Source organism: Maribacter taeanensis, assembly GCF_047345145.1.
In the GTDB taxonomy this organism is placed as follows: domain Bacteria; phylum Bacteroidota; class Bacteroidia; order Flavobacteriales; family Flavobacteriaceae; genus Maribacter_C.
In genome coordinates this window covers 592,242-615,861 of record NZ_JBLFER010000002.1, presented here as the reverse complement: position 1 = coordinate 615,861, position 23,620 = coordinate 592,242, and the positions used below count along the sequence as shown (strand labels likewise).

Sequence of the window (23,620 nt, the reverse complement as noted above, 5' to 3'; positions counted from 1 at the left end):
AATCAAAATTTTTGAATATTACCTACCACTGCGCTTTAATTTTTATATGAAAAGTCGCTTTCTTTTAGGGTTTCTATTGCTTTACTTTTATGGGTTTACCCAAACCGTTCCTGAGTCTTTTCAAAAGACTGTTGACAGTCTAATTGCAGCCTCGCCTGAAGGATATTCCAAGATACATTCTGTTTTAAGAAAAAATAGAAACGACACCACCTTAATTAGATACTTCACCAATGCTTCCGCTAGAAATAAATATTCGGACGGACAAGCCTATGGCTTAAACGAACTAGGTAGAAAATATCGAAATACCTCTCAATTTTCAAAAGCTATAAAACTACATGAAAAAGCCTTGAAAATTGCCGAAGCTGATGAAGACCTAGAGTTCAAGGTAGCAAGTCTTAACTACCTGGGTGTTGTGTACAGACGAACCTCTTCTATTAGAGCGGCCATGGACTATAATCAAAAGGCCCTGGAATTAGCAGAATCTGTTAAGAATCCTTCAACAAGTTTAAAAAGAAGCATTAACGTATCTGTGAACTGTATTGGCAATTTATACCAAATGTTAGAGCAGTACGATAAAGCTATAACTTACTTTGAGAAGTCTATTCGCCTAGAAAAAGAATTGGGCAACGTACTTGGTCAAGCTGTGAATTCTCAAGACATAGGTGCATGTAAAGAAGAGCAAGGCGATTTAATGGGAGCAATGGAAGGTTATAAAAAATCGCTTGCGCTAAATGAACAAATCGACAATGATATGGGGCGCGTCATTTGCAAAACTGCTATTGCCAAAGTTTATATTAAACAAGATAGTATTTCAAAGGCTTTGGATCTTCTCGAATATGCCCTGCCCAAAGCCCAAGAAATAGGTGACGGATTTCTTATCGCACCCGCATACATAAATACAGGTTGGGCAAAACTTCGATTGAAGCAATATGATGAAGCAGAAAAAAACATGCTTTTAGGTCTTAAGGTTGCCGAACAAAAAACCCTTTCAAAAGAAGCTGCTCAGGCCAACCGTTTGTTAGCCGAATTAAATAAAACACAACGCAAATTTGAAAAAGCATTGACCTATACCTTAAAGGCTGAAGATCTTGAGGAAAAAATTCTAAATACCAATACTATTCGCTATGTAAATGACATTATTTTTCGCTATGATTCTCAAAAAAAAACCAATGAAATAGTAGTATTAGCCAAACAAAAAGAAATTGCGGAACTTAATCTCAGAAAAAAAAATACCACCTTACTCATTAGCGGTATTGTACTAGCGCTACTGACCGGTATTTTTTATATTCTCTATCGTCAATATCAACTTAAAAATGAAAAAAAGGTTTTGACTTTAGAACAAAGCATGCTTCGAAGCCAAATGAATCCGCATTTCTTATTCAATTCGCTCAACTCTATTAAGCTTTACATCATTAATAATGAACAGAAAAATGCGGTGCACTACCTCAATAAGTTCTCAAAATTAGTTCGCAAAATATTAGAAGCCTCCTCTGTGCGCGAAATCTCACTAGCTGACGAATTGGAAACCGTCGAATTATACATGAATATTGAAAATATTCGCTTTTCAAATGAAATAGATTTTGAAATAAAAATTAACGATGATATTGATCCGCATAATGTGAAAATTCCTTCTCTGATCTTGCAGCCTTTTTTAGAAAATGCCTTATGGCACGGACTTTCATCAAAAGATAAGGACAAAAAAATAACCATCAATATTCGAAAAGCAACTGACGAAAACTATATTCATATTAGTATTACGGATAATGGAATTGGCCGCATTGCTTCCGAAGAAATTAAACAGAAAAAGGTCTTAAAAAGAAAGTCCGTTGGTATTGATATTACAAAAGAACGTTTGTCTAATTTCTCAAAAGATTACCTCAATTCGTTTCACCTTCAGATTCTTGATCTTTACAAAGAAGACGGTACTCCTGATGGCACAAAAGTGCTTTTACATATTCCTATCGTCTAAGATGCTCTTCTGCAATTTGTTCCAATTCTTCATACCATTCAATTCCAAATTTACGCACCAAAGCCTCTTTAACAAACTTATAAATGGGCACTTTCAGTTCTTCGCCCAAAGCACAGGCGGGGTCACAAATTTCCCATTTATGGTAATTAACTGCAGTAAGCTCTGTATATTCTTTAATACGCACGGGGTAAAGATGGCAAGAAACTGGTTTTTTCCAATTTGTTAAACCTTGATTATAGGCTTCTTCAAGTCCACACTTTGCAGTTTTATTTTCAGAAAAAACAACATAAGCACATTCGCTTCCGTTGATAAGAGGAGTTTCCCATTCACCATCTTCTCCTTTTACAAAAACACCCTGTTCCTCAATCGCTGCAATTCCTTCTGGTCTTAAAAAAGGTTTTACGTCGCTGTAGATATCAACTAATATTTCAGTCTCTTTATCCTCAAGAGGTGCCCCGGCGTCACCATCAATACAGCATTGACCTTTGCATGCATTCAGGTTACATACGAAATCAGTTTCGATAATTTCTTCGGATACTATAGTCTTTCCAAGCTGGAACATGTCTTCTTTTTGAGCTCCCAAAGATACATTTTCTATACTATTATTTATTTCGCACCCATAATCCGAAACCATTTTTTAAGCGTAAATTTGCGGCAAATTTGAAAGCTATGTCAATAGGACTAAATTTTGATTTTAGACAGATTGCCACCTCGAGCATGATTCTTTTTGCCGTAATCGATATTGTAGGAAGCATTCCAATAATCATCGGACTCCGCAATAAGGTAGGTCATATTCAATCTGAAAAAGCATCAATTGTTGCCGCTATAATGATGGTCGCTTTTCTTTTTGTGGGAGAAGAAATTCTCAATTTAATCGGAATCGATGTGAACTCTTTTGCTGTGGCTGGTGCATTCATCATTTTCTTTTTAGCCATTGAAATGATATTAGGCATACAACTTTATAAAGATGACGCCCCCGAAACGGCGTCTATCGTACCCTTGGCATTCCCAATGATTGCAGGTGCAGGTACCATGACTTCATTACTTTCGCTACGTGCCGAATACCATGTTGAAAATATTATTGTTGCTATTATTGTGAATATTATCTTTGTATATCTGGTGCTTAAATCTTCGAGTCGTATTGAAAAAATATTAGGCGCTAGCGGAATTGGTATTATCCGAAAAGTTTTCGGAGTAATACTATTGGCCATAGCTGTGAAATTATTCGCAACAAATATTAATCAGCTTTTCTAACGAACAATCAGATTTCAAATGAATAAAACTCTAACTGTAATATTGATTTTGTTAGCAGTAGCACTTATTGCTTATAATGTAACTTTGGTGAATTTTGAAAATCCTCTAGAGGGAAACAGCGTAATTGCCTTAATTGGTATTGTCGCCTCCCTTTGTGCTATTGTATTATTACTCATTTTTATGACCTCAAAGAAGATTGAAGATAAAATCAATAAAAACTGAGTTTTAGTTACTTTCCTCGATAACCTCTGCTTCTTGCTGTTGAATTGCAGGATTATCTAATTCGAGTACTTGTTTTAGCATAGCATCTGCTTCACTTTTAATCTTTGCGTGAACATTGGCTCCAAATAACTGTTGGGCCAAGGCTGCCTTTAAATATAATTTTACGCTTTCCTCAAAGTCGTAAAAACGCATATTTAAATTACTTTTAATCGCATAGTCCACAAAGCGTTCAAATATAATATCGTCAATTCTAAAATTGGCTACAAACTCCTCTTCAGTATAATCGCTATACCGTTGTCTATCTTCATCAAGATGTTCGAAAATAAAGTAAGAAATGAATCCGACGCTATCCATACTTTCAACAGCTTCCTCCTCGTTTGAACCGATGGGCACAAAAACATCGGGAATAATTCCACCACCACCATAAACCACTTTACCTTTTGGGGTCTTAAATTTAAGTGAGTCGGCAACTTTTATACTATCTACCGAAATCAATTCTCCACTGTGATATCGATCAGTGAATTTTTGGTAGTAGTCTTTGTTACCATTTTCATAGGTTCTTTGAATACTCCGCCCAGTAGGAGTATAATATCTTGATACGGTCAAACGCACTGCAGAACCATCACCCAATTCCATTTCACGTTGTACAAGCCCTTTGCCAAAAGAACGTCGCCCCACTATGGTTCCGATATCATTATCTTGAAGTGCGCCAGCTATAATTTCACTAGCTGAAGCAGATCGCTCATTGATCAAAACATAAATCGGTTTGTCTTCAAAACTACCCTTGTCAGTAGCAAAAACGTTATTGATTTTACCTTTTTTGTTTTTTGTGAATAGAATAAGTTTTCCATCCTCTAAAAATTCATCTGCCATTTGTTCTGAAATTCCCAAGTACCCCCCAGGATTATCTCGTAAATCAAGGGTTAATTTGGTTGCCCCCTGTCTTTGTAGCTCTCTAAGTGCCGTCTTAAACTCTTTGAAAGTAGATTCGGCAAAACGATTTACTTTGATATAGCCCATATCATTGGTCATCATAAAGTAGGATTGAACACTTTTGATAGGGACTAAATCTCTTTTCACATTGACCGTAAAAGTCCGGTTCTCTTTCTTTCGAAAGACTGTCAATTTAACAGAAGTACCTTCCTTTCCTTTAAGTTTTTCGACAATGGTTTCGCTAGGCAGTTTTCTTCCGTATAAAGTATCATTATCGGCCATTAAAATGCGATCCCCTGGCTGAACTCCTTTTAAAAAACTGGGGCCATCTTTAATGGTTCGAATTACGGCAATGGTATCTCTATAAGGATAAAAATTAATCCCGATTCCCACAAAATCGCCCTTCATATTCTCAGAAACTTGAGTCATTTCTTCTTTGGGAATGTACACAGAATGTGGATCTAACTTTTCTAAAATATTGTTTACCGTGACATCAACTATACTATCTGTATTGATCTCATCAACATACTCATAGTCAATATAATCAATCAATCGATTCAGCTTGTCTTTCTTTGAATTGGTAGTAAAAAGTTTTTCCGGACTATCATTAAAATCGAGCTTACCTCCTAAAAAAACACCAATAGCTAAGGCTGCTGCAAGTATAGTGGGCCATAAATAAGTACTCTTTTTTTGCATTTTTTAAGGGCGTAATCTGGTTAAGTAGTTTCAATATTTGGTAAATGTTGCAACTCAACGCCTGCTTTGCGAAGAAAATTCAATCCAGAATCATCTTTATAGGCTTCTTGATATACAACACGTTTTATGCCAGATTGATGAATTAATTTACTACACTCCTTGCATGGTGATAATGTGATGTAAAGAGTTGAGTCTTGACATGATTGCGTTGATGAAGCTACTTTAGAAATTGCATTGGCCTCAGCATGTAAAACATACCATTTTGTATAGCCTTCCTCATCTTCGCAGAAATTCTCAAACCCTGTGGGAGTACCATTGTAACCATCAGAAATAATCATTCGATCTTTTACAACAATTGCACCAACTTGCTTTCGTTTGCAATACGATAATTTTCCCCATTCTTGAGCCATTCTCAAATAGGCTCTATCATATTTCTCTTGCTTCGTTTTTTTCATGTACTTAACGGAATAACAAGCGTCTAAGATACCCGCTTTACAAAATTCCTACAACCTTAATAGGTTAAATTTAACTTAAGCTTACCATGGGAACGCGCCTACCAGCATAGGTATTGTAATAAGAATGATCAAAATGGAAGCAACAATAACAAATAGTTGTGATTTGACTTTTAAAGAAGAAAGAAACAAATGAGAAACACCTAAAACGAGCAATACTATCAAAACCTGTGAAATTTCGATTCCGGTAGCAAAACCTAATAGTGATGTCAGTTTCTCTTCTTCCTCGGCCATTAGCATGTTGAAATAGTTGCTAAACCCAAAACCATGAATCAATCCGAAGAAAGCTGTGGCAAAAACATGTAGGCCTAGATTTTTATTTTCTTGGGTAGATTTCTCATAAATAATATTGAATACTGCCGTTCCTAGAATGGTAACCGGAATCAAAAATTCAATAAAACTAACATCCATTACTAAAATTCCATAGACAGAGAGAAATAATGAAAAGCAATGAGCAATCGTAAAAATTGTTGCTAACAAAACTACCTTTTTCCAATTTTTAAAAGTAAAAGGAAGTGCCAAGGCAATTAAGAAGAGTATATGATCATAGGCAGCAAAATCGAGTACATGATATAAGCCTAATTTTATGTAGAAATAGAAATCTTGCATTACTTTTATTTAAAGTCCTCTCTCCTTTTGAATGGTTTCATACGCCTTTTGAACCTGTTTAAACTTCTCCTCAGCACCTTTTTTTATGGCTTCGTTCTCGGTATTTACCCGATCTGGGTGATACTTCTTTGCCATAGTCCGATATGCTTTTTTAATCTGATCATCAGAGGCCGTTTTTTCAATCTCTAGAATTTTATATGCGTTGTCGGCAGACTTTACAAACATGGCTTTAACACTTTCAAAATCGCGCAAAGCAACTCGTAAGTATCCTGCAATTTCTCGAATTTTATTCAATTCAGAATCGCGTACAGCACCATCTGCTTGAGCTATACCAAATAAGAAATGTAATAATTGCAATCGCACTTCATATCGCGTTCGTTGATTCAAAAAAGCACAAATCCGTTTTGCGGAAATCTCTCTTTTCTTATTTAGTTCATTAAAAGTTCTAAAAATTGCATTCGCTTTTTCCTTGCCGTAAGTCTGTACGAAATACTGTCGAACATAATCCATCTCTGTCTGACTTACCGAACCATCTGCCTTAATAACAATAGAGCATAAAGAAAGAAGGTTCAATTCGAAATCGGCGGGAGAAACTTTTTGCCGTGTCATATCTCTTAAGACACTTGGCCCACTAGCTTCGCTTCTGCTCAGACTATCGATACCACTTCCGACGAAAAAACCCAAAATTGCACCTGGGTACTTGAACAAGTAAAATCCTATGACCGCAGCCACCCACTTAAACATCTGTAGTTTGATTTTTTTCAAAGATATCAAATGAGATCAGAGCACAAAGAGAAAAGAACAAAGACAACTCTATTTTTTTATTCGATTTACCTCGGTCAGGTTATCGTTTTTGCATCTAACCATATAATTCTAGATTCAAAACCAAAAGTTAAGGTCTACTAACAAAATGCGACAAAACCCGTATCTTTGAAATCTGATTTAAAAAAAATAGCATATGTATCCCGCAGAATTAGTAAAACCAATGAGAGATGACCTAGCAAACGCTGGGTTTGAAGAGTTATACACAGCTGAGGCTGTCACCAATGCCATTAATCAAGATGGCACTACACTAGTGGTCGTAAATTCGGTATGTGGCTGTGCTGCTGCCAATGCAAGACCAGCGGCCAAAATGAGCTTGCAAAATGAAAAGAGACCCGATTACGCAGTAACCGTATTTGCCGGTGTAGATACTGAAGCAGTTGATGCAGCTCGAAATCTAATGATTCCTTTTCCTCCTTCTTCACCAAGTATGGCTTTATTTAAAGACGGTGAATTGGTTCATATGATTGAACGTCATCACATTGAAGGTAGACCTGCTGAATTAATCGCAGAAAACCTAACAGCAGCGTATAACGAGTTCTGTTAGGCCTCTTTCAAGAAATTAGATAAAACAAAATCAAAACCGTTTCTATATGAAGCGGTTTTTTATTTTTGTACCATGCAGAAAATATTGGCATATCCGTTGTCCGTTTTATATCTGATTTTCTTCGGATTGACCTTATTGGTTTTTCATCCGATTCAGTGGATTTGCTTTAACCTCTTTGGATACAATGCCCATAGAGCAAGCGTTGCTATTTTAAACCTCTGTTTGATGCGTTGTACGCATATTTTAGGAACTACCTATTCTTTCAATAATCCACATAACATTCCGACGGACAGACCGACTATTTTAGTCCTAAATCATCAAAGTATGCACGACATACCACCGGTGATTTGGTTTATGCGAAAGCAGGAGCCGAAATTCGTAAGCAAGAAAGAATTGGGCAAAGGCATTCCCAGTGTATCCTATAACCTTCGACATGGAGGTTCGGTATTAATTGACCGAAAGGATAGCAAGCAAGCTTTGGTTGAAATATCAAAGCTGGGCCAATACATTGAACAAAATCATAGAGGTGCAGTTATATTTCCGGAGGGTACACGAAGTCGAACCGGTCATCCAAAGCTGTTCAAACCCACAGGGTTAAAAATTCTAATGAAAAATTCTCCTTCAGCATTGATAATCCCTATAAGCATTAATAACTCTTGGAAAATGTTGAAGTATGGAAAATTCCCTAACGGAATTGGCAATCATATTACTTTTGACGTACATGAACCCATCCCCGTATCAGGCAATCTAGATGAACTCATCGCAAAAACTGAGGCCACAGTAACCTCAGGGGTAACCTCTTTCAAATGACACACAAAGAAATCGTAAACGCTACCATTAATTTTGTAAAAGAGACCCTTCAAGGTGCCGAAGGTGGGCATGATTGGTTTCATATTCAACGGGTATTCAACAACACAAAATTAATTACAAAAGAAGAGAATGTCGACGAATTGATTGTTTGTCTTGGCGCTTTGTTACATGATATCGCTGACGCTAAATTTTATGATGGCGACGAAACAATTGGCCCAAAAATGGCGGCGGAATTTCTAATTTCTATAAAGGTCGACCAAAGTATAATTGATCATGTGGTTCGCATCATTGAAAACATTTCTTTCAAGTCAAGCCTAGATAACAAAAAGGATAGATTCAATTCATTAGAACTTCAAGTTGTGCAGGATGCCGACCGTCTAGATGCTATCGGCGCTATAGGCATCGCACGCGCTTTCAACTACGGTGGTTTTAAAAATCGGGAACTCTTCAATCCTGATATTGCTCCAAATCTTACGATGACGAAAGAAGAATATAAAAAATCTACTGCCCCCACCATCAATCACTTTTATGAAAAACTGCTGTTGCTAAAAGACAAAATGAATACCGAAACAGGTAAAAAATTGGCAGAAAACCGACACCAATATATGTTGGAATATCTAAAGCAATTCGACCATGAATGGAATGGACTCGCCTAGAATACGCCACGAAAACCATATCGTAAATCATCGTTAAAATCGCAACTTCTTTTTCTCTTTTTTCCGTATCTTCCAAGCAACTAACGCAATCAATCTCAAAATGCAAAGAAGAAAGTTTATCAAAAAATCGGCAGCAGCATCCGCTGCATTTTCTATTGTTCCCAGTTTTGTAATGGGTAAAAATCATGTGCCTCCAAGTGATACGCTATACATGGCAGGCTTTGGCGCTGGTGGTCAAGGCGCAGGAGACATTGGAGCCCTATACGAAACGGGTAAAGTAAAATTTGTTGCTCTTTGCGATGTAGATGATACCAGAGCCTCCGGGACTTATCAAAAATTCCCCAAGGCCAAAAAATTTAAAGATTTCAGAAAATTATATGACAATCATGTTAAAGATATAGATGCCATAGTGGTTGCTACACCTGACCATATGCATGCTTCTATCGCTTTACCTTTTATGAGAGCTAAAAAACATGCTTATGTCGAAAAACCGTTAACGCACAATATTAATGAGGCGCGCATTATGACGCAGGTGGCAAAAGAAAATGGTATCGTAAGTCAAATGGGCAATCAAGGTGCTTCAAGTGATGGAAGTCGTGAAGCGAGAGAACTTATAGAATCAGGCATCATAGGGAAAATCAATCGGGTGGACTGTTGGACGAATCGTCCTGTATGGCCTCAAGGTATTCCCGTGCCTTCAGAAAAGCAAGCTGTTCCTGCGGGACTAGACTGGGACCTTTGGTTAGGTGCTGCTGCAAATCGTGATTATAATGCCGCTTATTTGCCCTTTAAATGGCGTGGCTGGTGGGATTTTGGAACCGGAGCATTGGGTGATATGGGCTGCCATATTATGGAGACTCCTTTTAGTGTTCTTGATTTGGGATATCCTACCGAGGCTGAAGCGAGTTGCACAACGAACTGGGTAGGTGATTTTGTTGAAGCAGATTACAATCAATCTTGTCCTTCTTCCTCATTAGTCCGTTTAAAGTTTAATACCCCAAAACATGGTGACATAGCCTTGAACTGGTATGATGGCGGGATAATGCCTGATTTACCAGATGAGTTAAAAGACGGTGAAACAATGGGCGCCGGTGGTGGCGGTTCTATTTTCTATGGAACTCGTGGTATTTTGATTTGCGATGTCTACTCTAGAAATGCACGTTTGGTTCCTTCGAGTACAATGGATATGATTACGCCCCCAAAGCCTTACCTGGAGCGTATTCCGGGTGATACCAATGGTCACAAAGAAAACTTTGTGAACGCTTGTTTGAATGGAACAAAAGCTTCTTCTGACTTTAGTAAATCAGGACCATTAACCGAGGCTGTTTTAATGGGCAATTTAGCTATTAGAGCGTTTCAGTTGAAAGAATTTAAAAAAGGTAAAAAAGCAGGTGATTGGGATCCATTCCAATATCCAGGTCGTCGCAAGTTACTTTGGGATGGCGCTAACATGAAAGTTACCAATTGGGATTTGGCTAATGAGTGGGTAAAAGGTTCGTATCGAAAAGGTTGGGAGTTAGGCTAATTAAAACAAGCGCAACTGGCCATCCTTAAAAGATTCGTGTAAATCATGATTAAGTTCAGGGAATACCTTGTCTTTGAAATACGTATGCCTAGCCAAACGAACCAAATCATGAATCTGTTGGGCAATCTTACCATCCCCACGACCACGTATTCCAAAACGACTGTCGTTTAAACTTCCTCCGTGGCAAGCTTCTATTTGATGCAGTACTTTTTCTGCCCTATCGGGAAGTGATTTATGAATCCAATCGGTAAAAATTTGACCTATGGCGCCATTCAAACGAACCACTGTAAACGCAAAAGACAAGGCACCATTATCAGAAACGGCTTTGGCCAAACTCATAATTTCATGACTGTTGATTCCAGGAATTATTGGTGCTAACATAGCATTCACGGGAATTCCATTTTCCGATAAAACCCGAATAGTTTCCAACCGTTTTTTGACGGTGGTAGTTCTAGGTTCTAATATTCTACGTGTCTTTTCAGAAAGCGAAGTGACCGAAACATTTACTCCGACTAATTGATGCTTTGTCAATTCCTTTAGAACATCCAAATCCCTTAAAATCAAAGCGTTTTTGGTAATTATACCTACCGGATGTCGATATTTTAAAAAGACTTCCAAACAGGCGCGGGTTATTTTAAACTTCTTCTCGGCAGGTTGATAGCAGTCCGTATTTCCAGATAAAACAATGGTACTTGCCTTCCATCTTTTACTCTTTAGCTTTGCTTCCAACAACTTCGGAGCATCTTTTTTGATGAGAATTTTCCTTTCAAAGTCCAGTCCGGCGCTATAGCCCCAAAATTCGTGCGTATTCCTAGCATAACAATAAATACACCCATGCTCGCAGCCTTGGTAGGGGTTCATAGAGTGTTGCATTCCCACATCAGGACTCGTAACCTTATTCACAATGGTCTTCGGAAAAATAGGAATGTACTGCGTCTTGTTCTGGTCCGCTTCTTCTCCTTCAACTCTACAGAATTCAAGAAAATCATCCCGTGTTTCGTAACTATATTGAAAGAATTTGTTGGGTGTATTTTGTTGGGCTCCACGCCCTTTGATATACTCTTCTTGTTTCAATTATTGGATTTATTCCAAATTTATGGAATTAATCCAATTTATATAAATTATTCCGTGTTAATTGTTTTAGAATATTCTAATAAGATTAGTAGCCCTCTGTCTAATTTCAGATTATGATTTGAAGTTCAATTAAACCGCAAAAGCAAACCTTTTGTTTAACCTAAGACAATTACGCAATAGTGTAGAAAGGTCCGTAAATTGCACAAATGACAGTAAGGTGACACCTAAATGTCGCTACAGAGAATCGCAGTATGCAATAGCTTTGTACAAACCAAAATGAAATTATGGAAACTCAATCTATTGCAAAGAATCTTCTATATCACCGGAAGTTAAAAGGATATACTCAAGAGGAGCTATCTGAAAGAACGGAAGTAACAGTTCGCACAATACAACGTATCGAAAAAGGTGATGTAAGTCCACATCTTCAAACTATAAAATTATTGGCCTCTGCTTTAGAAATTGAAGTCAGCGACCTGCTCCCTTTGGAAAATCCCAAAGAAGAAAACATTCAAAAAAAGTGGCTTTTGTTACTGCATAGTATCCCGTTTTTGGGTTTTGTTATTCCATTCGCTAATATTCTACTACCCTTGTTCTTATGGATCCATAAGCGAGAGGATAACAAGCTATACGATATCCATGGAGCAAAGATTATTAATTTTCAAATAAGCATGTCTTTGCTCTATGTTATCTCCTTCATAGCATTAGTTACTATTGAAAAATGGGGATTCTTTCTTTTTATCGCCGTAATCCCTTTCAGTGTTATAATAATGTTATACAACATAATTAAGGTGGTTAGAACTCACAAATGCTATTATCCGTTAGCACTACCATTTATTAAGGCGAGCTCGTCAAAACCTAGTGGTACCCTAAATGTATTCCTTGTGATGCTAATCGGCAGTTTCATTTTAACAAGTTGCCACCAAGAAGAAGTAAAAGGAATACAACGTCTCGATGGCTCGATAATCGCAAAGGATTCGCTGACCGATAAGATTGAATCACTTACAAGACTTGCAAATGTCACAGGGCTGACAGTTTCCATTTTTAACCAAGACACGCTTGCCTATCAAAAAGCATTCGGTTACTCCAATTATGGACAAAAGGATAGTCTACAACTAAAACAGGTTTTTTATGGCGCCTCTTTGAGTAAATCGGTATTTGGGTATATAGTAGCGCATCTTGTAAAAGAAGGAGTAATTGAATTGGATAAGCCTTTGCAAAGCTATTTGGATACACCTATTCCTGAATTATACTTTGAAAAAGAATGGAAGGGTTTTAAGAATCTTGCAGCTGATAAGCGATATGAGGAGATAACGGCTAGGATGTGTCTTTCCCATACCACCGGTTTTCCAAACTGGAGATGGATAAGCAGAATAGGGGAATTTCATCCTGAAGGTAAAATTCAAATTTACACCGACCCTGGAACCAGGTACAGTTATTCTGGGGAAGGAATTCGCTTACTGCAAATCGTTATTGAAAAAATTACGGGTAGGGGCCTTGAGGAAATGGCCAAAGAAATTGTCTTTAACCCATTGAACATGAATATGACCAGTTATGTATGGCAAATACGATTTGAAAATAACTATTGCCTTGGACATACTACAGATCAAAAAACCATTGAAAAAGACATTGCAGATGAAGCGGGTGCTGCTGGTTCTATGGAAACAACAGCTGTAGATTATTCAAAATTTTTAGAACACATTCTCTCCTTAACTTCTCAAGGTTCAACGATTACACAGCTGATGTTTTCTCCGAATATTGAGATTACATCAAAAATGCAATTTGGACCTAAATCGCTAGAAACGACCCCTGAGAATGAAAAAATAGGTCTGAACTACGGCATGGCTTGGGGCTTGATAACTAACACACCCTATGGAAAAGCGGTTTTTAAAGAAGGGCATTCGGAAGGCTTTCAGCATTATTCTATCTTATTTCCTGAAAAACATATGGGTGTTCTCCTGATGTCCAACAGTGATAATGCGGAAAGTATTTTCAAGGAATTATTAGAAATTACTATTGGTGATAAATACACGCCCTGGGAGTGGGAAAACTATATTCCCTTTGAGAAAAAATAGGCATTATCGAATACTGAAATGAAACACTATTCACTGTATTCATTCCAATCCGATTATCTTCTTATAATCAAAACTCGGACTCTTTAACAATAAATAGTTTAGCACTTATTTCGAAGGCGAGCTAGGAGGGCCGCCAACCCCAACACGAACCAACTGTTTTTTCGTTCCGCGCTTCGCGTAGAACAGCAATTCATCGGTGTCATGATTCATCAATGGTCGCGAAACCATTATCGGAAGACGCACTTCTTTATCATCAATTAATTTTTTGTGAGAAACATTTCCGGAAGCATCCATCTTGATAACGAACATATTCGGATTACGGCTGAAGCCTTGTTTGAACATAATACGTTCATTACTTAATTTCTTAGGATTCTCTCCTGAGTTGATAAAGAAATACATGTCTTCATCATGACCGTAAGCACTATAGGAAGCATAAGCCTCATCGCCTAAAGTTACCTCAGCTTTATTAATATTTCGTGCCCATTTTAGGGTTCCATCCGAGGAAAGTTTAGCAGAAACAATATCATTGTAATGAAACTTTTCCACTTTGCGATTCGTTCCACTTTCCTTACTAGTCGTTACAAAATATTCCTCGGCACTGAAAATGATATTTTTTTGAGGAGTGATATGTACGTCTTTGAAGATCAAGTTCTTTATTTGAGCATCTACTTCACGACCAAATTTATCAGCCATAAATTGTTTCGAAAATGGGTTGTACTTTTTAGAGAGGATAGATAAGCTGTTCGGATTCAACTTAAAATGAACTAATCCGTTATAACGATTGTCCTTTCTATCTGCATAAAAACCAACAACTACGAGGTCATCTTCTAATACTATCGGTTTTAAAGATTCAGGATATCTTCCAGGATCCACAAACTCTTGAATTTTATGACCTTGATTGGTCACACGTACCAATTCGTATTGAAATTTTCGTTCTTTGGCCTCAAAACGCTTTTTCTTGAAAAACGCTTTCCCCATAAAATAAACAGTTTTCAAATCTTTCGAAACCTCAATATTTTCAAAGGCGTAGTTTTTTTCAAGTGCTTGCTCGGTAAAGTCATAGGTGATTTGTTTTTTCAAATCCGTTCCGAAAACGTACATGTTATACTTTTCGTTTTTACCTTGACGGTGCTGAATGGTAATTCCGAAGGCTGTTTTTTCTTTGTTGAAATGTACGGCTGTGGAAAAACCATTGCCAAACTTACGATTGTACTTGTTCACCGCTAAGGGGTTCGCAACCTCTTTTGATGGAACCGAAAGCAATATTTTTTCAGTAAAATTGAATTCTCCTATCGGACTATGATGTACTACATATTCGTACGCAAATTTTAGGTCATCATAACGAAGTTCTAGTAAATACAACTGTCCGTTTCTGATAAAACCATCCACCATATACTGACCAGCGTACTTGTTGTTGTAATCTTCAATCAAGTTCAAATCGGTGTCGTACAACTCAATAAAATGACCTTTCGGTCGCAAGGGCATTCCCCCATAATAGGTTCGAACAATTACGGTTTTATCGGTATTGTCAGCATTGATACTGAGCACAGTAGAAAACTTATACCTATCGGAATTATTTTCTCCAAGACTATAATTTACAGGGATTTCCTGGGCTTTTATAAATGAGAAAGCAGCAAAAAATAATACAAAGTACAAGAATTTGCTGTTGTGCAGAGGATCAAAAACCAAATGTTGGAATTTGGAATTTGCCTTTTGGAATTTGGCTTTCATAAGTAGGTAATTTAGGATATGCTATTTGCCCGGAAAATCAGCTTTTCGTTTTTCTAAAAAGGCGGTTGTACCTTCTTCGAAATCTGCAGTTCCAAAACATTCGCCGAAAGCTTTGATTTCCGCATCATATCCGTTACTATCATGTTTAAAACCAGCATTTACTGCTTTTATTGCATGACTTATCGCGACAGGGGAATTATTCGATATCTTGCTCGCTAACTTTATACAGAAATCCAGCAGCTCTTCTTGTGGCACAACATAATTGACCAAGCCACAATTCAAGGCCTTTTCAGCATCAATCATTCCAGCTGTCATTATCATTTCCATAGCTCTGCCTTTGCCTACCAATTGTGGTAATCTTTGTGTACCTCCGTAACCCGGAATCACCCCCAAAGAAACCTCCGGAAGCCCCATACGCGCATTATCACTTGCCACTCTAAAATGACAAGACATGGCCAGTTCTAAACCTCCACCTAGTGCAAAGCCGTTAACTGCTGCTATAACAGGAGTAGAAAGCTTTTCTACAAAATCAAATAGTAGCTTTTGACCCTTAGCCGCTAGTTTGCCACCTTCTTTTACAGAGAAATTAGCAAATTCAGAAATATCGGCTCCAGCTACAAAGGCTTTTTCGCCACTTCCTGTTAAGATAATGGCTTTGATGTTTTTGTCTTTGTCTAGATCCTTAAAAGCATCGTGCAACTCTTGAATGGTTTCTTTGTTCAAGGCATTTAGCTTGCTTGGGCGGTTTATGGTTATGGTTGTTATTGAGTTTTCTTTTTGTATTTGTATGTTGTTGTATTTCATTTTGTTGTTGTTTATTCTCTAATCTTACTTAGCATTACTTGAGCTAGGGAAGGATAATGCCTAGGTCACTATAAACCCCAATAAAGATAAACTATTGAAAAAACTAGAAAAGGGAGTGTCAAAAAAACAATCCAATTCCATAATTTTCTATTCTTAATACTATTTTTTTCATTAATCAAGTTTTCATAGACTTCCTTTATATGGTTTTTGAAAAGAGCACTAAATGCAAAAACATAAAAAATTAAACAAGCGGTAAAAATGAACTCAGCAGCACCACCTCCAACTATAGATTTAAAATTATTAGTTGAGTAATTATACACTTTTAAAGAAAGAACTACAATAAACATTATTAGAAAAACTGAGTACATACATAATAAATTGGTTGCATTTTCATAACCTGACTCTTTACCCCCTTTCTTATTAAAAAAATCTGTAATTATGAAAATATATCTATTCACTAAACCCATAGTTAAAATTTAAGCACAATATATTTCTTAAACCAACCACATTCCTTCGCTCACCTGAACTACTTGGCCACCTACTTTTAATATATATTCGTTTTCTTTCATTGCTCCGTCTAAGTGTAAAATGGACTTTCGCCCCATTTCAAAACCTTGTTCTACAATGGCTGATTGCTGTGGGTTATCATGTTTCAATAGATAAGCTAAAAAACAGCCGTTGGCACTTCCTGTGGCTGCGTCTTCCCAGATGGCGCTATCTTCTAAAACCAACATGCGCGTATGGTAATTATTCCCTTCTTCTACAGTTTCTCTGGTGACAAAAAACAAGTTTGTGGTCAATCCTCTTGGGTTGTTGCTTTTAAATAATTTTTCCTGCTTTAAAAACCGTTCAACCTTGTCCGGATTTAATTTTAGTTTTCCAATGCTCTCTAAATCCTTTAGGAAAATTATCAAATAGGGTAGGCCTGTATTTACGTCTTGAATAGGCATCGAAGCATCGAAATAATCCAATGGGATATCGAAGGCATTAGCCACCGTTTCCGCAATGAAAATTGCACCAAATTCAGGTTGGGCCTGTTGCATTGTAAAACGGCTTTCCTCAAGTTCATTAGGCTTACTTATAGTCACAGGAACATCTCCTACTTTGAGTCTAAGCACAATCTCATCTACCGGTTTTTCGGCCAAATGCTTCGCAAGAATATAAGCAGTCCCTAAGGTGGGATGCCCCGCAAAAGGAACTTCGTATTCCGTGGTGAAAATGCGTACACCAAAGTTTCCATCATCTTCGATAGAGGTAATAAACGTACTTTCCGCGAAATTGATTTCACGTGTCATCTGTAGCATTTGTTCCGATGATAATTGTTGTTCCAAATCAACAAATACGGCTAGTTGATTTCCAGCGTACTTTTCTCTGGCGAAGACGTCTACGATGTAAAATTTGATCTCGGACATTTTAGGTTTTCTTCAATTATTTCATTCTAACTCCCAAGAACAAATCTCCAGCGCTTCAGCTCACCCACAGCTCTCGCTGTGTCGCCTCTCAAGAGGGGAAAAATCAAGCAGTTGCTGCCAGATTTTCTTTTGGGAAACGAACCGTAAAAACAGTTCCTTTTTCAGGTTGAGAACTAAAGTCAATCGTTCCCTTATAAGTTTCAACGATGTTTTTCACCATGCCCAAGCCAAGTCCCATTCCGCTGGATTTTGTGGTGAATTTTGGTTCAAATATTTTCTCGGTAAACTCGTCTTGAATTCCGATACCATTATCGGCCACAGAGAGCTTTACATATTCATCTTCACTGGTAACCGAAACCAAAATACGAGGTGATTCGACATCCGGTACAGCCTGAATAGCATTCTTGACCAAGTTTGTCACTACGCGTATCAATTGTGTTCTATCCAGTTTGGCGATAATTTCTTCTTCCTCAGAAATGAAATGTATGTATTCCTCTGTAAAAATATCCAGCGCAAGCTTTACAATTTTGACCACATTCAAAGTTTCATTCTGCTGTGCGGGCATCTTGGCAAAATTCGAAAAGGCAGAAGCAATATTGCTCATCGTATCGATCTGCTGAATCAAAGTTTTGGAATATTCAGCAACCTTAGCATCGATATCTGGGTCTTCTGGGTCAAATTTTCGTTCAAAACTCTGCACGCTCAAACGCATAGGTGTCAGCGGATTTTTGATTTCATGCGCCACTTGCTTGGCCATTTCGCGCCATGCTTGCTCACGTTCACTACGCGCCAATTTAGCAGCACTTTGCTCAAGCTCGTCAATCATTTCATTATAGGAATCTACTAGTCTCCCTATTTCAGAACTGGGGTCTTCGATAAAAATCTTTTCATTACGCTTGGTTAGATCGGTTTTATGCATCATATCAGAAACCGTTTCCAAAGATCTTGTAATATATTTTGAGATAAAATAAGCCAACCCAATAGCTAATAAAAGTAATAGTACACATACGGTACCTAAGCGAATCAAGAACTCCTTAAGCTCTTTATCATAGAAAGAATTGTCTTCGTAATAGGGTAAATTCAGTATTCCGATAGGTTTGAATCGCTTGTCATTTATGTATGTATAAGATGCCTGATATTGGTCACCTGCAGCAGAAGCACGTTCTACATATCGCTTTTCAGCACTAGATCCTAAATTATTCAAAACCTCAGCATCTAAGCAGTTTGAGCTAGTTTCAATTTCAAATTTAGGACGGGAGCTTTTAATCAATTGCCCGTCCAAATCATAAATATTAAAGGGAGCAGAAAGCACATCAGAAATCTGGTAAATATCATCTTTAAAAATGAGCCCAAGATACTCCGTAGTCTGAGGATAAGTTGTCTGTTTCAGCGTGAAATTTACGCTTTGTTTGACCTGCTCCTCTTTCTTCCCCAAACGGACTTCATGATAATCTTTCGTTTGCTCTCGGTACTGATAAAAAGTAACCCCAGCGATTAAGACAGACGAAATCATCACCAATACAATCATGGTAACAAAAATGCGCGTTCGAAGTGAAAATTTTCTGAACAAGTCCTTGGTGTTTGAACTCAAAGATAGCAATAATGGCTATGCCATAAATCCCAAAAAAAGAAATTCCAAATTACAGAATTGAGTTATTTAGTATTTCTTAAGCATCAAATATCAGACCATTTGATGATCATTCGATTTTGGAATTTGGGATTTGGCACTTGGAATTCTTTTAAGCTTCTGGATTCTTATCTCGAATACCTTTGTACAATCGAATACCGAGCATTATAAGAACGCCCAAGACGAGAATTCCTAACACTCCGAAAACCCAATTAATGGCGCTTTTTAAGATGACCAAGAATACCACAGCGAACAAAACAAGTGTCGCTACTTCGTTCCAAATACGCATATACCGAGAAGTGTATCTCACCTCATCTCGCTGTAGTTGTTTGAATATCAAGTGATTTCTACCATGATAGAAAAAGAGCAACAATACAAAAGCGAGTTTTACATGCATCCAAGGTTGTTGCAGCCAACCCGGCATTAAGACCAGTAACCAAATAGCAAAAATCGAACAAAGTACGGCGGAAGGCCAAGTGATGATATACCAAAGCCTTTTCGTCATCAGCTTCAATTGCTTGGTCAATATTTCCTTTTCAGGGGATGGTTTTTGGGATGCCTCAATATGGTAAATGAACAATCTGGGAATGTAAAACAAACCTGCAAACCAAGTTACCACGAATATTAGGTGGAGGGATTTTATGTAGTTGTAGTATTCCATTGTTGGCTGTTGGCAAATTTAGGGCATTTGAAAGGAAACAACTCAAAGCTCCCCCCCTTTTTCAAGGAGGGGTGGATTCTTGTTTCGCTGCAAGCGGAGCAAGAAGACGGGGTGGTAAACTCGAGGGTTGAACCCTTGCTCTAAAGTTTGATTTAACCTAATAGCCAAACCCAATTTTGTGCTTTTTTTTCTCGCATACAACCGTCCTAGTAAAAGGAACCTTACCGCTTCACGAAGCAACCACCCCTTTCTCCGCCAGCCGGCGGATTCATTCCCCTCCTTGAAAAAGGAGGGGAGCTATCCAAAAACTAACACTTTAAAACCGTATCGCCCCAATACCAACATCCCACAACTTCTTATTAAAATCTGGAATGGAAGTTTTCATGAAGGTATCTGCCTTACTTTTCAAAGTATTCCACTGCGCATCAAGCTCGGCCTTGCGGTCTTTTGAAGGTTGATTTACTCTAGGAATTGTGCTGTTTGTAGCATCAATCAAGAAGAGATATTCCGCAGTGAACTTGTTTGGGAAATTCTCAACGTCATCATATGCTTGGGACTTCCGTTGAATCATGTCTTTATCCCAATTGTCCAGTTCTTCTAAAAGTTTTTCGCCTTCTGCTTTGACCGTTGCATCCTCGACATCTTTCAGTACCTCTTTCAGCTGCTCTTGAACTTTGTACAACGAATTTATAGTGTTGTGCATTTTAGCCACTTTTTCTTCCATTTCTGACATAAAAGAATGGTACTCTGCGTACTGCTCAGGAGTTGTTTTGTAAGTGGGCATGGCAACAATTTTGCCTTTAGTCGTCATGGACTTATCACCCGCTTTAACTTGAATGGTATACTCCCCTGGAGGCACTACATGCCCACCAAAACGCGATTCGATATAGGTATTTGGAACACCAGGTAAAATCGGAGTTTTCATATCCCATACAAAGCGGTTGAGGCCTTCTTTTTTTGATAGCGTTGGCGCAGGTCTTGGTCCGCCTCCATTGTGCGGTTTGTAGTTTTTATCCTTTTCAGAAGAAAAACTTCGGACCGTCTTTCCTGCGGAATCCATAATATCCATAGTGATTGCAGTGGAATCATTCATTTTTGGAAGTTCATAGTAGATTACCATTCCGTTTGCGGGATTAACTCCTGACAAAGTACTCATCCCCTTAAAATTATCCGTTTTCCCGCTCATCGGGCTATACCAAAAACCGTTCATCGCATCATTCGGTTGATAGAGTTTCATCTCATGATTGGAATCATTATGTGATTTGGTTTGGTACTCGCCTTTGTCATATTGCGAAAGCAAAGTCAAATCATCCAATATCCAAAAAGCTCTTCCGGAAGTAGCCACAATCAAATTTCCTTGATGGATTTTAATATCTGTAATCGGAGTTTTAGGAAGATTCAATTGAAAAGGTCTCCAGCTTTTTCCGCCATTCCAGGAGAGGTATAGGCCTTTTTCTGTTCCGGCATAAAGCAAGTTTTTTCGGGTTGGGTCTTCTCTGACAACTCTGGTAAATGCTCCATAAGGAATTCCCGAATTAATACTCGCCCATGTTTTTCCGTAGTCGGTACTTTTATAAATGGCCGGCGTGTGGTCATTGAATTTGTACTTGGTTGTAGCCACATAAACCGTCGCTTTATCATGTGGAGAAACCTCGATGGCATTCACTAAAGACTCTCCTAAATTCTTGGGAGTGATGTTCTGCCAGCTTTCTCCATTGTCTTTCGTAATCTGCACATAACCATCATCGCTACCTGTGTAAAAAACACCTACTTCGTGTGGAGATTCCAATACATAGGCTAAAGTTCCATAGTTTTCAGCACCAACCGCTTCGTTGGTGTACGGACCACCACCGTTTCCTTGTTTGGCATCGATATCTCTCGTCAAATCGGGAGACATTTCTTCCCACGTAACGCCCATGTCTCGAGTGCGAAGTAATAATTGTGCGCCGTGATAAAAGGTGTTTTCTTCATGCTGTGAGCGTAAGGTCGGAGCGTTCCAATTGTAGAGATATTTCATGTTTCGTGCCTCTCTTCCCAGATATTGAATAGGTGCTGCCATGACATTCGTAGAGGCTTTTGATTCCATATCCAAAACATCGATAGTTCCTAAATAACTTCCCCCCATCACGTACCTCGGGTTATCAGGGTCAAAGGCTAAAAAAGCACTTTCCCCGCCCGCAGACGGACTAAAATCAGACATGGTAATTCCACCTCTCCCCACGGACATGTTCGCAATCATCGCCGAAGAGTAATCCTGTTGCCCCGCGTAAATATTATATGGGAATTGATTGTCGGTGTTGATGCGATAAAACTGTCCAGTAGGCATATTTACTTGGGATGACCAGGTTTTTCCAAAGTCAAAAGTCACTGCAGCACCGCCATCGTTCGCTATGACCATATTCAAAGAGTTCTTCGGATTAATCCATAAATCATGGTAATCTCCGTGGGTACCAGTGATACGTTCCCAGTTTTTTCCACCATCCAAAGAACGGAGGGCTGGGGCACTTAATACATACACAATGTCTTCATCTTGTGGATCTGTAAATACTTCAATATAGTACCAAGCACGTTGTACCAATCGGTTGTCGCCGCTTGCCATGCTCCACGTTTTTCCCGCATCATTCGAAACAAAAAGTCCGCCTTTGTCCTGATTTGAATCACTTTCAATCAAAGCATACACCTTATTCGAATTCGCAGGACTCACAGAAATCGCCATTTTTCCTTTTTCTTCGGGAAGTCCTTCGGTAAGTTCCGTCCAAGTTTCACCAGCATCGGTAGATTTGTAGAGCCCGCTACCTTCGCCACCACTGACCACCATATTCGGTTTGCGTTGGTGTTCCCACATTGCGGCATACATGATTTCAGGGTAATTCGCATCCATCGAAAGTTCTGCGGCACCCGTTAATTCGTTTACAAAGAGGGTATTCTTCCAGGTCTTTCCGCCATCCGTAGATTTATAAATTCCACGTTCCTTATTTGGACCATACAATTGCCCCTGTGCCGCTACATAAACAATGTCGGGATTGGTTGGGTGAATGATAACCCGTGAAATATGCTGAGTAGCCTTCAGTCCCATATGCTTCCATGTCGCACCTGCATCGGTAGATTTGTAAACGCCATCTCCATAGGAAGTCATTACGCCACGTGGTGCGTGTTCACCCATACCGACATAAACGATGTTCGTGTTATAGGTCGAAACCGCCACTGCTCCTACGGAGCCCATTTCGAAAAATCCGTCTGAGATATTGTTCCAGCGTTGGCCGGCGTCTTCTGTTTTCCAAAGTCCACCTCCTGTGGTACCCATGTAGTAGGTCATGGGGTCGCCTACTACTCCGCTAGCGGAGACTGAGCGGCCTCCTCGAAACGGGCCGATGTTACGGAATTTTAAGGGTTTGAAGTAGTCTTCTGCTGTTTGGGCGAAGGTTATTGTTGTGGCTAGGAGGGTTAGGAATAGGAGTTGGAGATTGATGTTGTTTTTCATTTTGGGTGTTATATTATTTATACAATGTTTCAAAATTGGGTCCTCCCCTGCAAAGGGGAGGTGGCGACAGCCGGAGGGGTTGAGGCTAGGAACTTGAATAGTTTGAACTGTCTAGGTTGCTTCATCAAAATCGCTCATTCCCACTAGACTTTAAAATTTTATTTATTTAAAAACAACGTTTGATGAATTAAATTTCTTGCTTA

At 38.6% G+C, this 23,620-nt stretch carries 21 protein-coding genes; 8 read left to right on the top strand and 13 right to left on the bottom strand.

The features are described from left to right. Positions 1 to 46 precede the first annotated feature (46 nt). Positions 47 to 1,969, top strand: a complete 1,923-nt coding sequence (locus ACKWCD_RS08570) for a tetratricopeptide repeat-containing sensor histidine kinase (RefSeq protein WP_413983525.1) — start codon at positions 47 to 49, stop codon at positions 1,967 to 1,969. Here the strand turns inward: ACKWCD_RS08570 and ACKWCD_RS08565 are convergent. After that, entirely contained in the window at positions 1,959 to 2,531 is a 573-nt protein-coding gene (locus ACKWCD_RS08565; protein WP_413984126.1) for a DUF3109 family protein, read from the bottom strand. The two genes, ACKWCD_RS08570 and ACKWCD_RS08565, sit on opposite strands and share 11 nt — an antisense overlap. Positions 2,532 to 2,638: 107 nt before the next feature. Here ACKWCD_RS08565 and ACKWCD_RS08560 point away from each other — a divergent pair, with 107 nt between their 5' ends. Together ACKWCD_RS08560 and ACKWCD_RS08555 are read left to right on the top strand one after the other, a co-directional pair. After that, positions 2,639 to 3,223 carry a MarC family protein gene (locus ACKWCD_RS08560; protein ID WP_413983524.1) on the top strand — a complete coding sequence of 195 codons (585 nt, stop codon included), beginning with the start codon at positions 2,639 to 2,641 and terminating at the stop codon, positions 3,221 to 3,223. A gap of 18 nt (positions 3,224 to 3,241) precedes the next feature. Then, a complete protein-coding gene (locus tag ACKWCD_RS08555; RefSeq protein WP_413983523.1) occupies positions 3,242 to 3,445 on the top strand; it encodes a hypothetical protein in 204 nt (67 codons plus the stop codon). 3 nt (positions 3,446 to 3,448) lie between these two features. Here ACKWCD_RS08555 and ACKWCD_RS08550 read toward each other — a convergent pair whose 3' ends face one another. The 4 genes from ACKWCD_RS08550 to ACKWCD_RS08535 form a co-directional block, all read right to left on the bottom strand. Continuing rightward, entirely contained in the window at positions 3,449 to 5,074 is a 1,626-nt protein-coding gene (locus ACKWCD_RS08550; protein WP_413983522.1) for a S41 family peptidase, read from the bottom strand. Between the two features lie 20 nt (positions 5,075 to 5,094). Beyond that, positions 5,095 to 5,529: a deoxycytidylate deaminase gene (locus ACKWCD_RS08545; protein WP_413983521.1), complete on the bottom strand. Its 435-nt coding sequence runs from the start codon at positions 5,527 to 5,529 to the stop codon at positions 5,095 to 5,097. A gap of 81 nt (positions 5,530 to 5,610) precedes the next feature. After that, positions 5,611 to 6,195: a HupE/UreJ family protein gene (locus ACKWCD_RS08540; RefSeq protein WP_413983520.1), complete on the bottom strand. Its 585-nt coding sequence runs from the start codon at positions 6,193 to 6,195 to the stop codon at positions 5,611 to 5,613. A gap of 9 nt (positions 6,196 to 6,204) precedes the next feature. Further along, entirely contained in the window at positions 6,205 to 6,939 is a 735-nt protein-coding gene (locus ACKWCD_RS08535) for a TerB family tellurite resistance protein (protein WP_413984125.1), read from the bottom strand. Positions 6,940 to 7,153: 214 nt separating this feature from the next. Here ACKWCD_RS08535 and ACKWCD_RS08530 point away from each other — a divergent pair, with 214 nt between their 5' ends. The 4 genes from ACKWCD_RS08530 (at position 7,154) to ACKWCD_RS08515 (ending at position 10,555) form a co-directional block, all read left to right on the top strand. Next, complete coding sequence (locus ACKWCD_RS08530) at positions 7,154 to 7,564, top strand: BrxA/BrxB family bacilliredoxin (protein WP_413983519.1); 411 nt, start codon at positions 7,154 to 7,156, stop codon at positions 7,562 to 7,564. Positions 7,565 to 7,636: 72 nt separating this feature from the next. Then, the gene (locus ACKWCD_RS08525; RefSeq protein ID WP_413983518.1) at positions 7,637 to 8,374 is read left to right on the top strand and encodes a lysophospholipid acyltransferase family protein; all 738 of its coding nucleotides are present in this window, start codon (positions 7,637 to 7,639) and stop codon (positions 8,372 to 8,374) included. After that, positions 8,371 to 9,030, top strand: coding sequence for an HD domain-containing protein (locus ACKWCD_RS08520; protein WP_413983517.1), 660 nt, complete (start codon positions 8,371 to 8,373; stop codon positions 9,028 to 9,030). Before ACKWCD_RS08525 ends, ACKWCD_RS08520 begins: the two co-directional genes overlap by 4 nt. A gap of 100 nt (positions 9,031 to 9,130) precedes the next feature. After that, positions 9,131 to 10,555: a Gfo/Idh/MocA family protein gene (locus ACKWCD_RS08515; RefSeq protein ID WP_413983516.1), complete on the top strand. Its 1,425-nt coding sequence runs from the start codon at positions 9,131 to 9,133 to the stop codon at positions 10,553 to 10,555. Here ACKWCD_RS08515 and ACKWCD_RS08510 read toward each other — a convergent pair whose 3' ends face one another. Further along, a complete protein-coding gene (locus tag ACKWCD_RS08510; protein ID WP_413983515.1) occupies positions 10,556 to 11,629 on the bottom strand; it encodes a PA0069 family radical SAM protein in 1,074 nt (357 codons plus the stop codon). A 284-nt stretch (positions 11,630 to 11,913) separates the two neighbouring features. On the opposite strand from ACKWCD_RS08510, the gene ACKWCD_RS08505 reads away from it, so the two are divergent. After that, on the top strand, positions 11,914 to 13,701 hold the full coding sequence (locus tag ACKWCD_RS08505) for a serine hydrolase (protein WP_413983514.1): 1,788 nt from the start codon (positions 11,914 to 11,916) through the stop codon (positions 13,699 to 13,701). A 105-nt stretch (positions 13,702 to 13,806) separates the two neighbouring features. Here ACKWCD_RS08505 and ACKWCD_RS08500 read toward each other — a convergent pair whose 3' ends face one another. From ACKWCD_RS08500 to ACKWCD_RS08470, 7 genes are all read right to left on the bottom strand, one after another. After that, complete coding sequence (locus ACKWCD_RS08500) at positions 13,807 to 15,432, bottom strand: hypothetical protein (protein WP_413983513.1); 1,626 nt, start codon at positions 15,430 to 15,432, stop codon at positions 13,807 to 13,809. 21 nt (positions 15,433 to 15,453) lie between these two features. Further along, on the bottom strand, positions 15,454 to 16,236 hold the full coding sequence (locus ACKWCD_RS08495) for an enoyl-CoA hydratase/isomerase family protein (protein ID WP_413983512.1): 783 nt from the start codon (positions 16,234 to 16,236) through the stop codon (positions 15,454 to 15,456). 68 nt (positions 16,237 to 16,304) lie between these two features. Beyond that, positions 16,305 to 16,703 (bottom strand): hypothetical protein, encoded by a 399-nt coding sequence (locus tag ACKWCD_RS08490; protein ID WP_413983511.1) that lies wholly within the window; start codon positions 16,701 to 16,703, stop codon positions 16,305 to 16,307. A gap of 27 nt (positions 16,704 to 16,730) precedes the next feature. Beyond that, positions 16,731 to 17,648 carry a PhzF family phenazine biosynthesis protein gene (locus ACKWCD_RS08485; RefSeq protein ID WP_413983510.1) on the bottom strand — a complete coding sequence of 306 codons (918 nt, stop codon included), beginning with the start codon at positions 17,646 to 17,648 and terminating at the stop codon, positions 16,731 to 16,733. Positions 17,649 to 17,751: 103 nt separating this feature from the next. Then, entirely contained in the window at positions 17,752 to 19,176 is a 1,425-nt protein-coding gene (locus ACKWCD_RS08480; protein WP_413984124.1) for a sensor histidine kinase, read from the bottom strand. A 211-nt stretch (positions 19,177 to 19,387) separates the two neighbouring features. Continuing rightward, the gene (locus ACKWCD_RS08475; protein WP_413983509.1) at positions 19,388 to 19,936 is read right to left on the bottom strand and encodes a CopD family protein; all 549 of its coding nucleotides are present in this window, start codon (positions 19,934 to 19,936) and stop codon (positions 19,388 to 19,390) included. 316 nt (positions 19,937 to 20,252) lie between these two features. After that, on the bottom strand, positions 20,253 to 23,417 hold the full coding sequence (locus ACKWCD_RS08470) for a VPS10 domain-containing protein (protein ID WP_413983508.1): 3,165 nt from the start codon (positions 23,415 to 23,417) through the stop codon (positions 20,253 to 20,255). Positions 23,418 to 23,620 lie beyond the last annotated feature (203 nt).

Excerpts from the sequence above, each read along its gene's own strand:
- ACKWCD_RS08570 (WP_413983525.1), top strand. The coding sequence starts at position 47 with ATGAAAAGTCGCTTTCTTTTAGGGTTTCTATTGCTTTACTTTTATGGG.
- ACKWCD_RS08565 (WP_413984126.1), bottom strand. The coding sequence starts at position 2,531 with ATGTTCCAGCTTGGAAAGACTATAGTATCCGAAGAAATTATCGAAACT.
- ACKWCD_RS08560 (WP_413983524.1), top strand. The coding sequence starts at position 2,639 with ATGTCAATAGGACTAAATTTTGATTTTAGACAGATTGCCACCTCGAGC.
- ACKWCD_RS08555 (WP_413983523.1), top strand. The coding sequence starts at position 3,242 with ATGAATAAAACTCTAACTGTAATATTGATTTTGTTAGCAGTAGCACTT.
- ACKWCD_RS08550 (WP_413983522.1), bottom strand. The coding sequence starts at position 5,074 with ATGCAAAAAAAGAGTACTTATTTATGGCCCACTATACTTGCAGCAGCC.
- ACKWCD_RS08545 (WP_413983521.1), bottom strand. The coding sequence starts at position 5,529 with ATGAAAAAAACGAAGCAAGAGAAATATGATAGAGCCTATTTGAGAATG.
- ACKWCD_RS08540 (WP_413983520.1), bottom strand. The coding sequence starts at position 6,195 with ATGCAAGATTTCTATTTCTACATAAAATTAGGCTTATATCATGTACTC.
- ACKWCD_RS08535 (WP_413984125.1), bottom strand. The coding sequence starts at position 6,939 with ATGTTTAAGTGGGTGGCTGCGGTCATAGGATTTTACTTGTTCAAGTAC.
- ACKWCD_RS08530 (WP_413983519.1), top strand. The coding sequence starts at position 7,154 with ATGTATCCCGCAGAATTAGTAAAACCAATGAGAGATGACCTAGCAAAC.
- ACKWCD_RS08525 (WP_413983518.1), top strand. The coding sequence starts at position 7,637 with ATGCAGAAAATATTGGCATATCCGTTGTCCGTTTTATATCTGATTTTC.
- ACKWCD_RS08520 (WP_413983517.1), top strand. The coding sequence starts at position 8,371 with ATGACACACAAAGAAATCGTAAACGCTACCATTAATTTTGTAAAAGAG.
- ACKWCD_RS08515 (WP_413983516.1), top strand. The coding sequence starts at position 9,131 with ATGCAAAGAAGAAAGTTTATCAAAAAATCGGCAGCAGCATCCGCTGCA.
- ACKWCD_RS08505 (WP_413983514.1), top strand. The coding sequence starts at position 11,914 with ATGGAAACTCAATCTATTGCAAAGAATCTTCTATATCACCGGAAGTTA.
- ACKWCD_RS08500 (WP_413983513.1), bottom strand. The coding sequence starts at position 15,432 with ATGAAAGCCAAATTCCAAAAGGCAAATTCCAAATTCCAACATTTGGTT.
- ACKWCD_RS08495 (WP_413983512.1), bottom strand. The coding sequence starts at position 16,236 with ATGAAATACAACAACATACAAATACAAAAAGAAAACTCAATAACAACC.
- ACKWCD_RS08490 (WP_413983511.1), bottom strand. The coding sequence starts at position 16,703 with ATGGGTTTAGTGAATAGATATATTTTCATAATTACAGATTTTTTTAAT.
- ACKWCD_RS08485 (WP_413983510.1), bottom strand. The coding sequence starts at position 17,648 with ATGTCCGAGATCAAATTTTACATCGTAGACGTCTTCGCCAGAGAAAAG.
- ACKWCD_RS08480 (WP_413984124.1), bottom strand. The coding sequence starts at position 19,176 with ATGATTGTATTGGTGATGATTTCGTCTGTCTTAATCGCTGGGGTTACT.
- ACKWCD_RS08475 (WP_413983509.1), bottom strand. The coding sequence starts at position 19,936 with ATGGAATACTACAACTACATAAAATCCCTCCACCTAATATTCGTGGTA.
- ACKWCD_RS08470 (WP_413983508.1), bottom strand. The coding sequence starts at position 23,417 with ATGAAAAACAACATCAATCTCCAACTCCTATTCCTAACCCTCCTAGCC.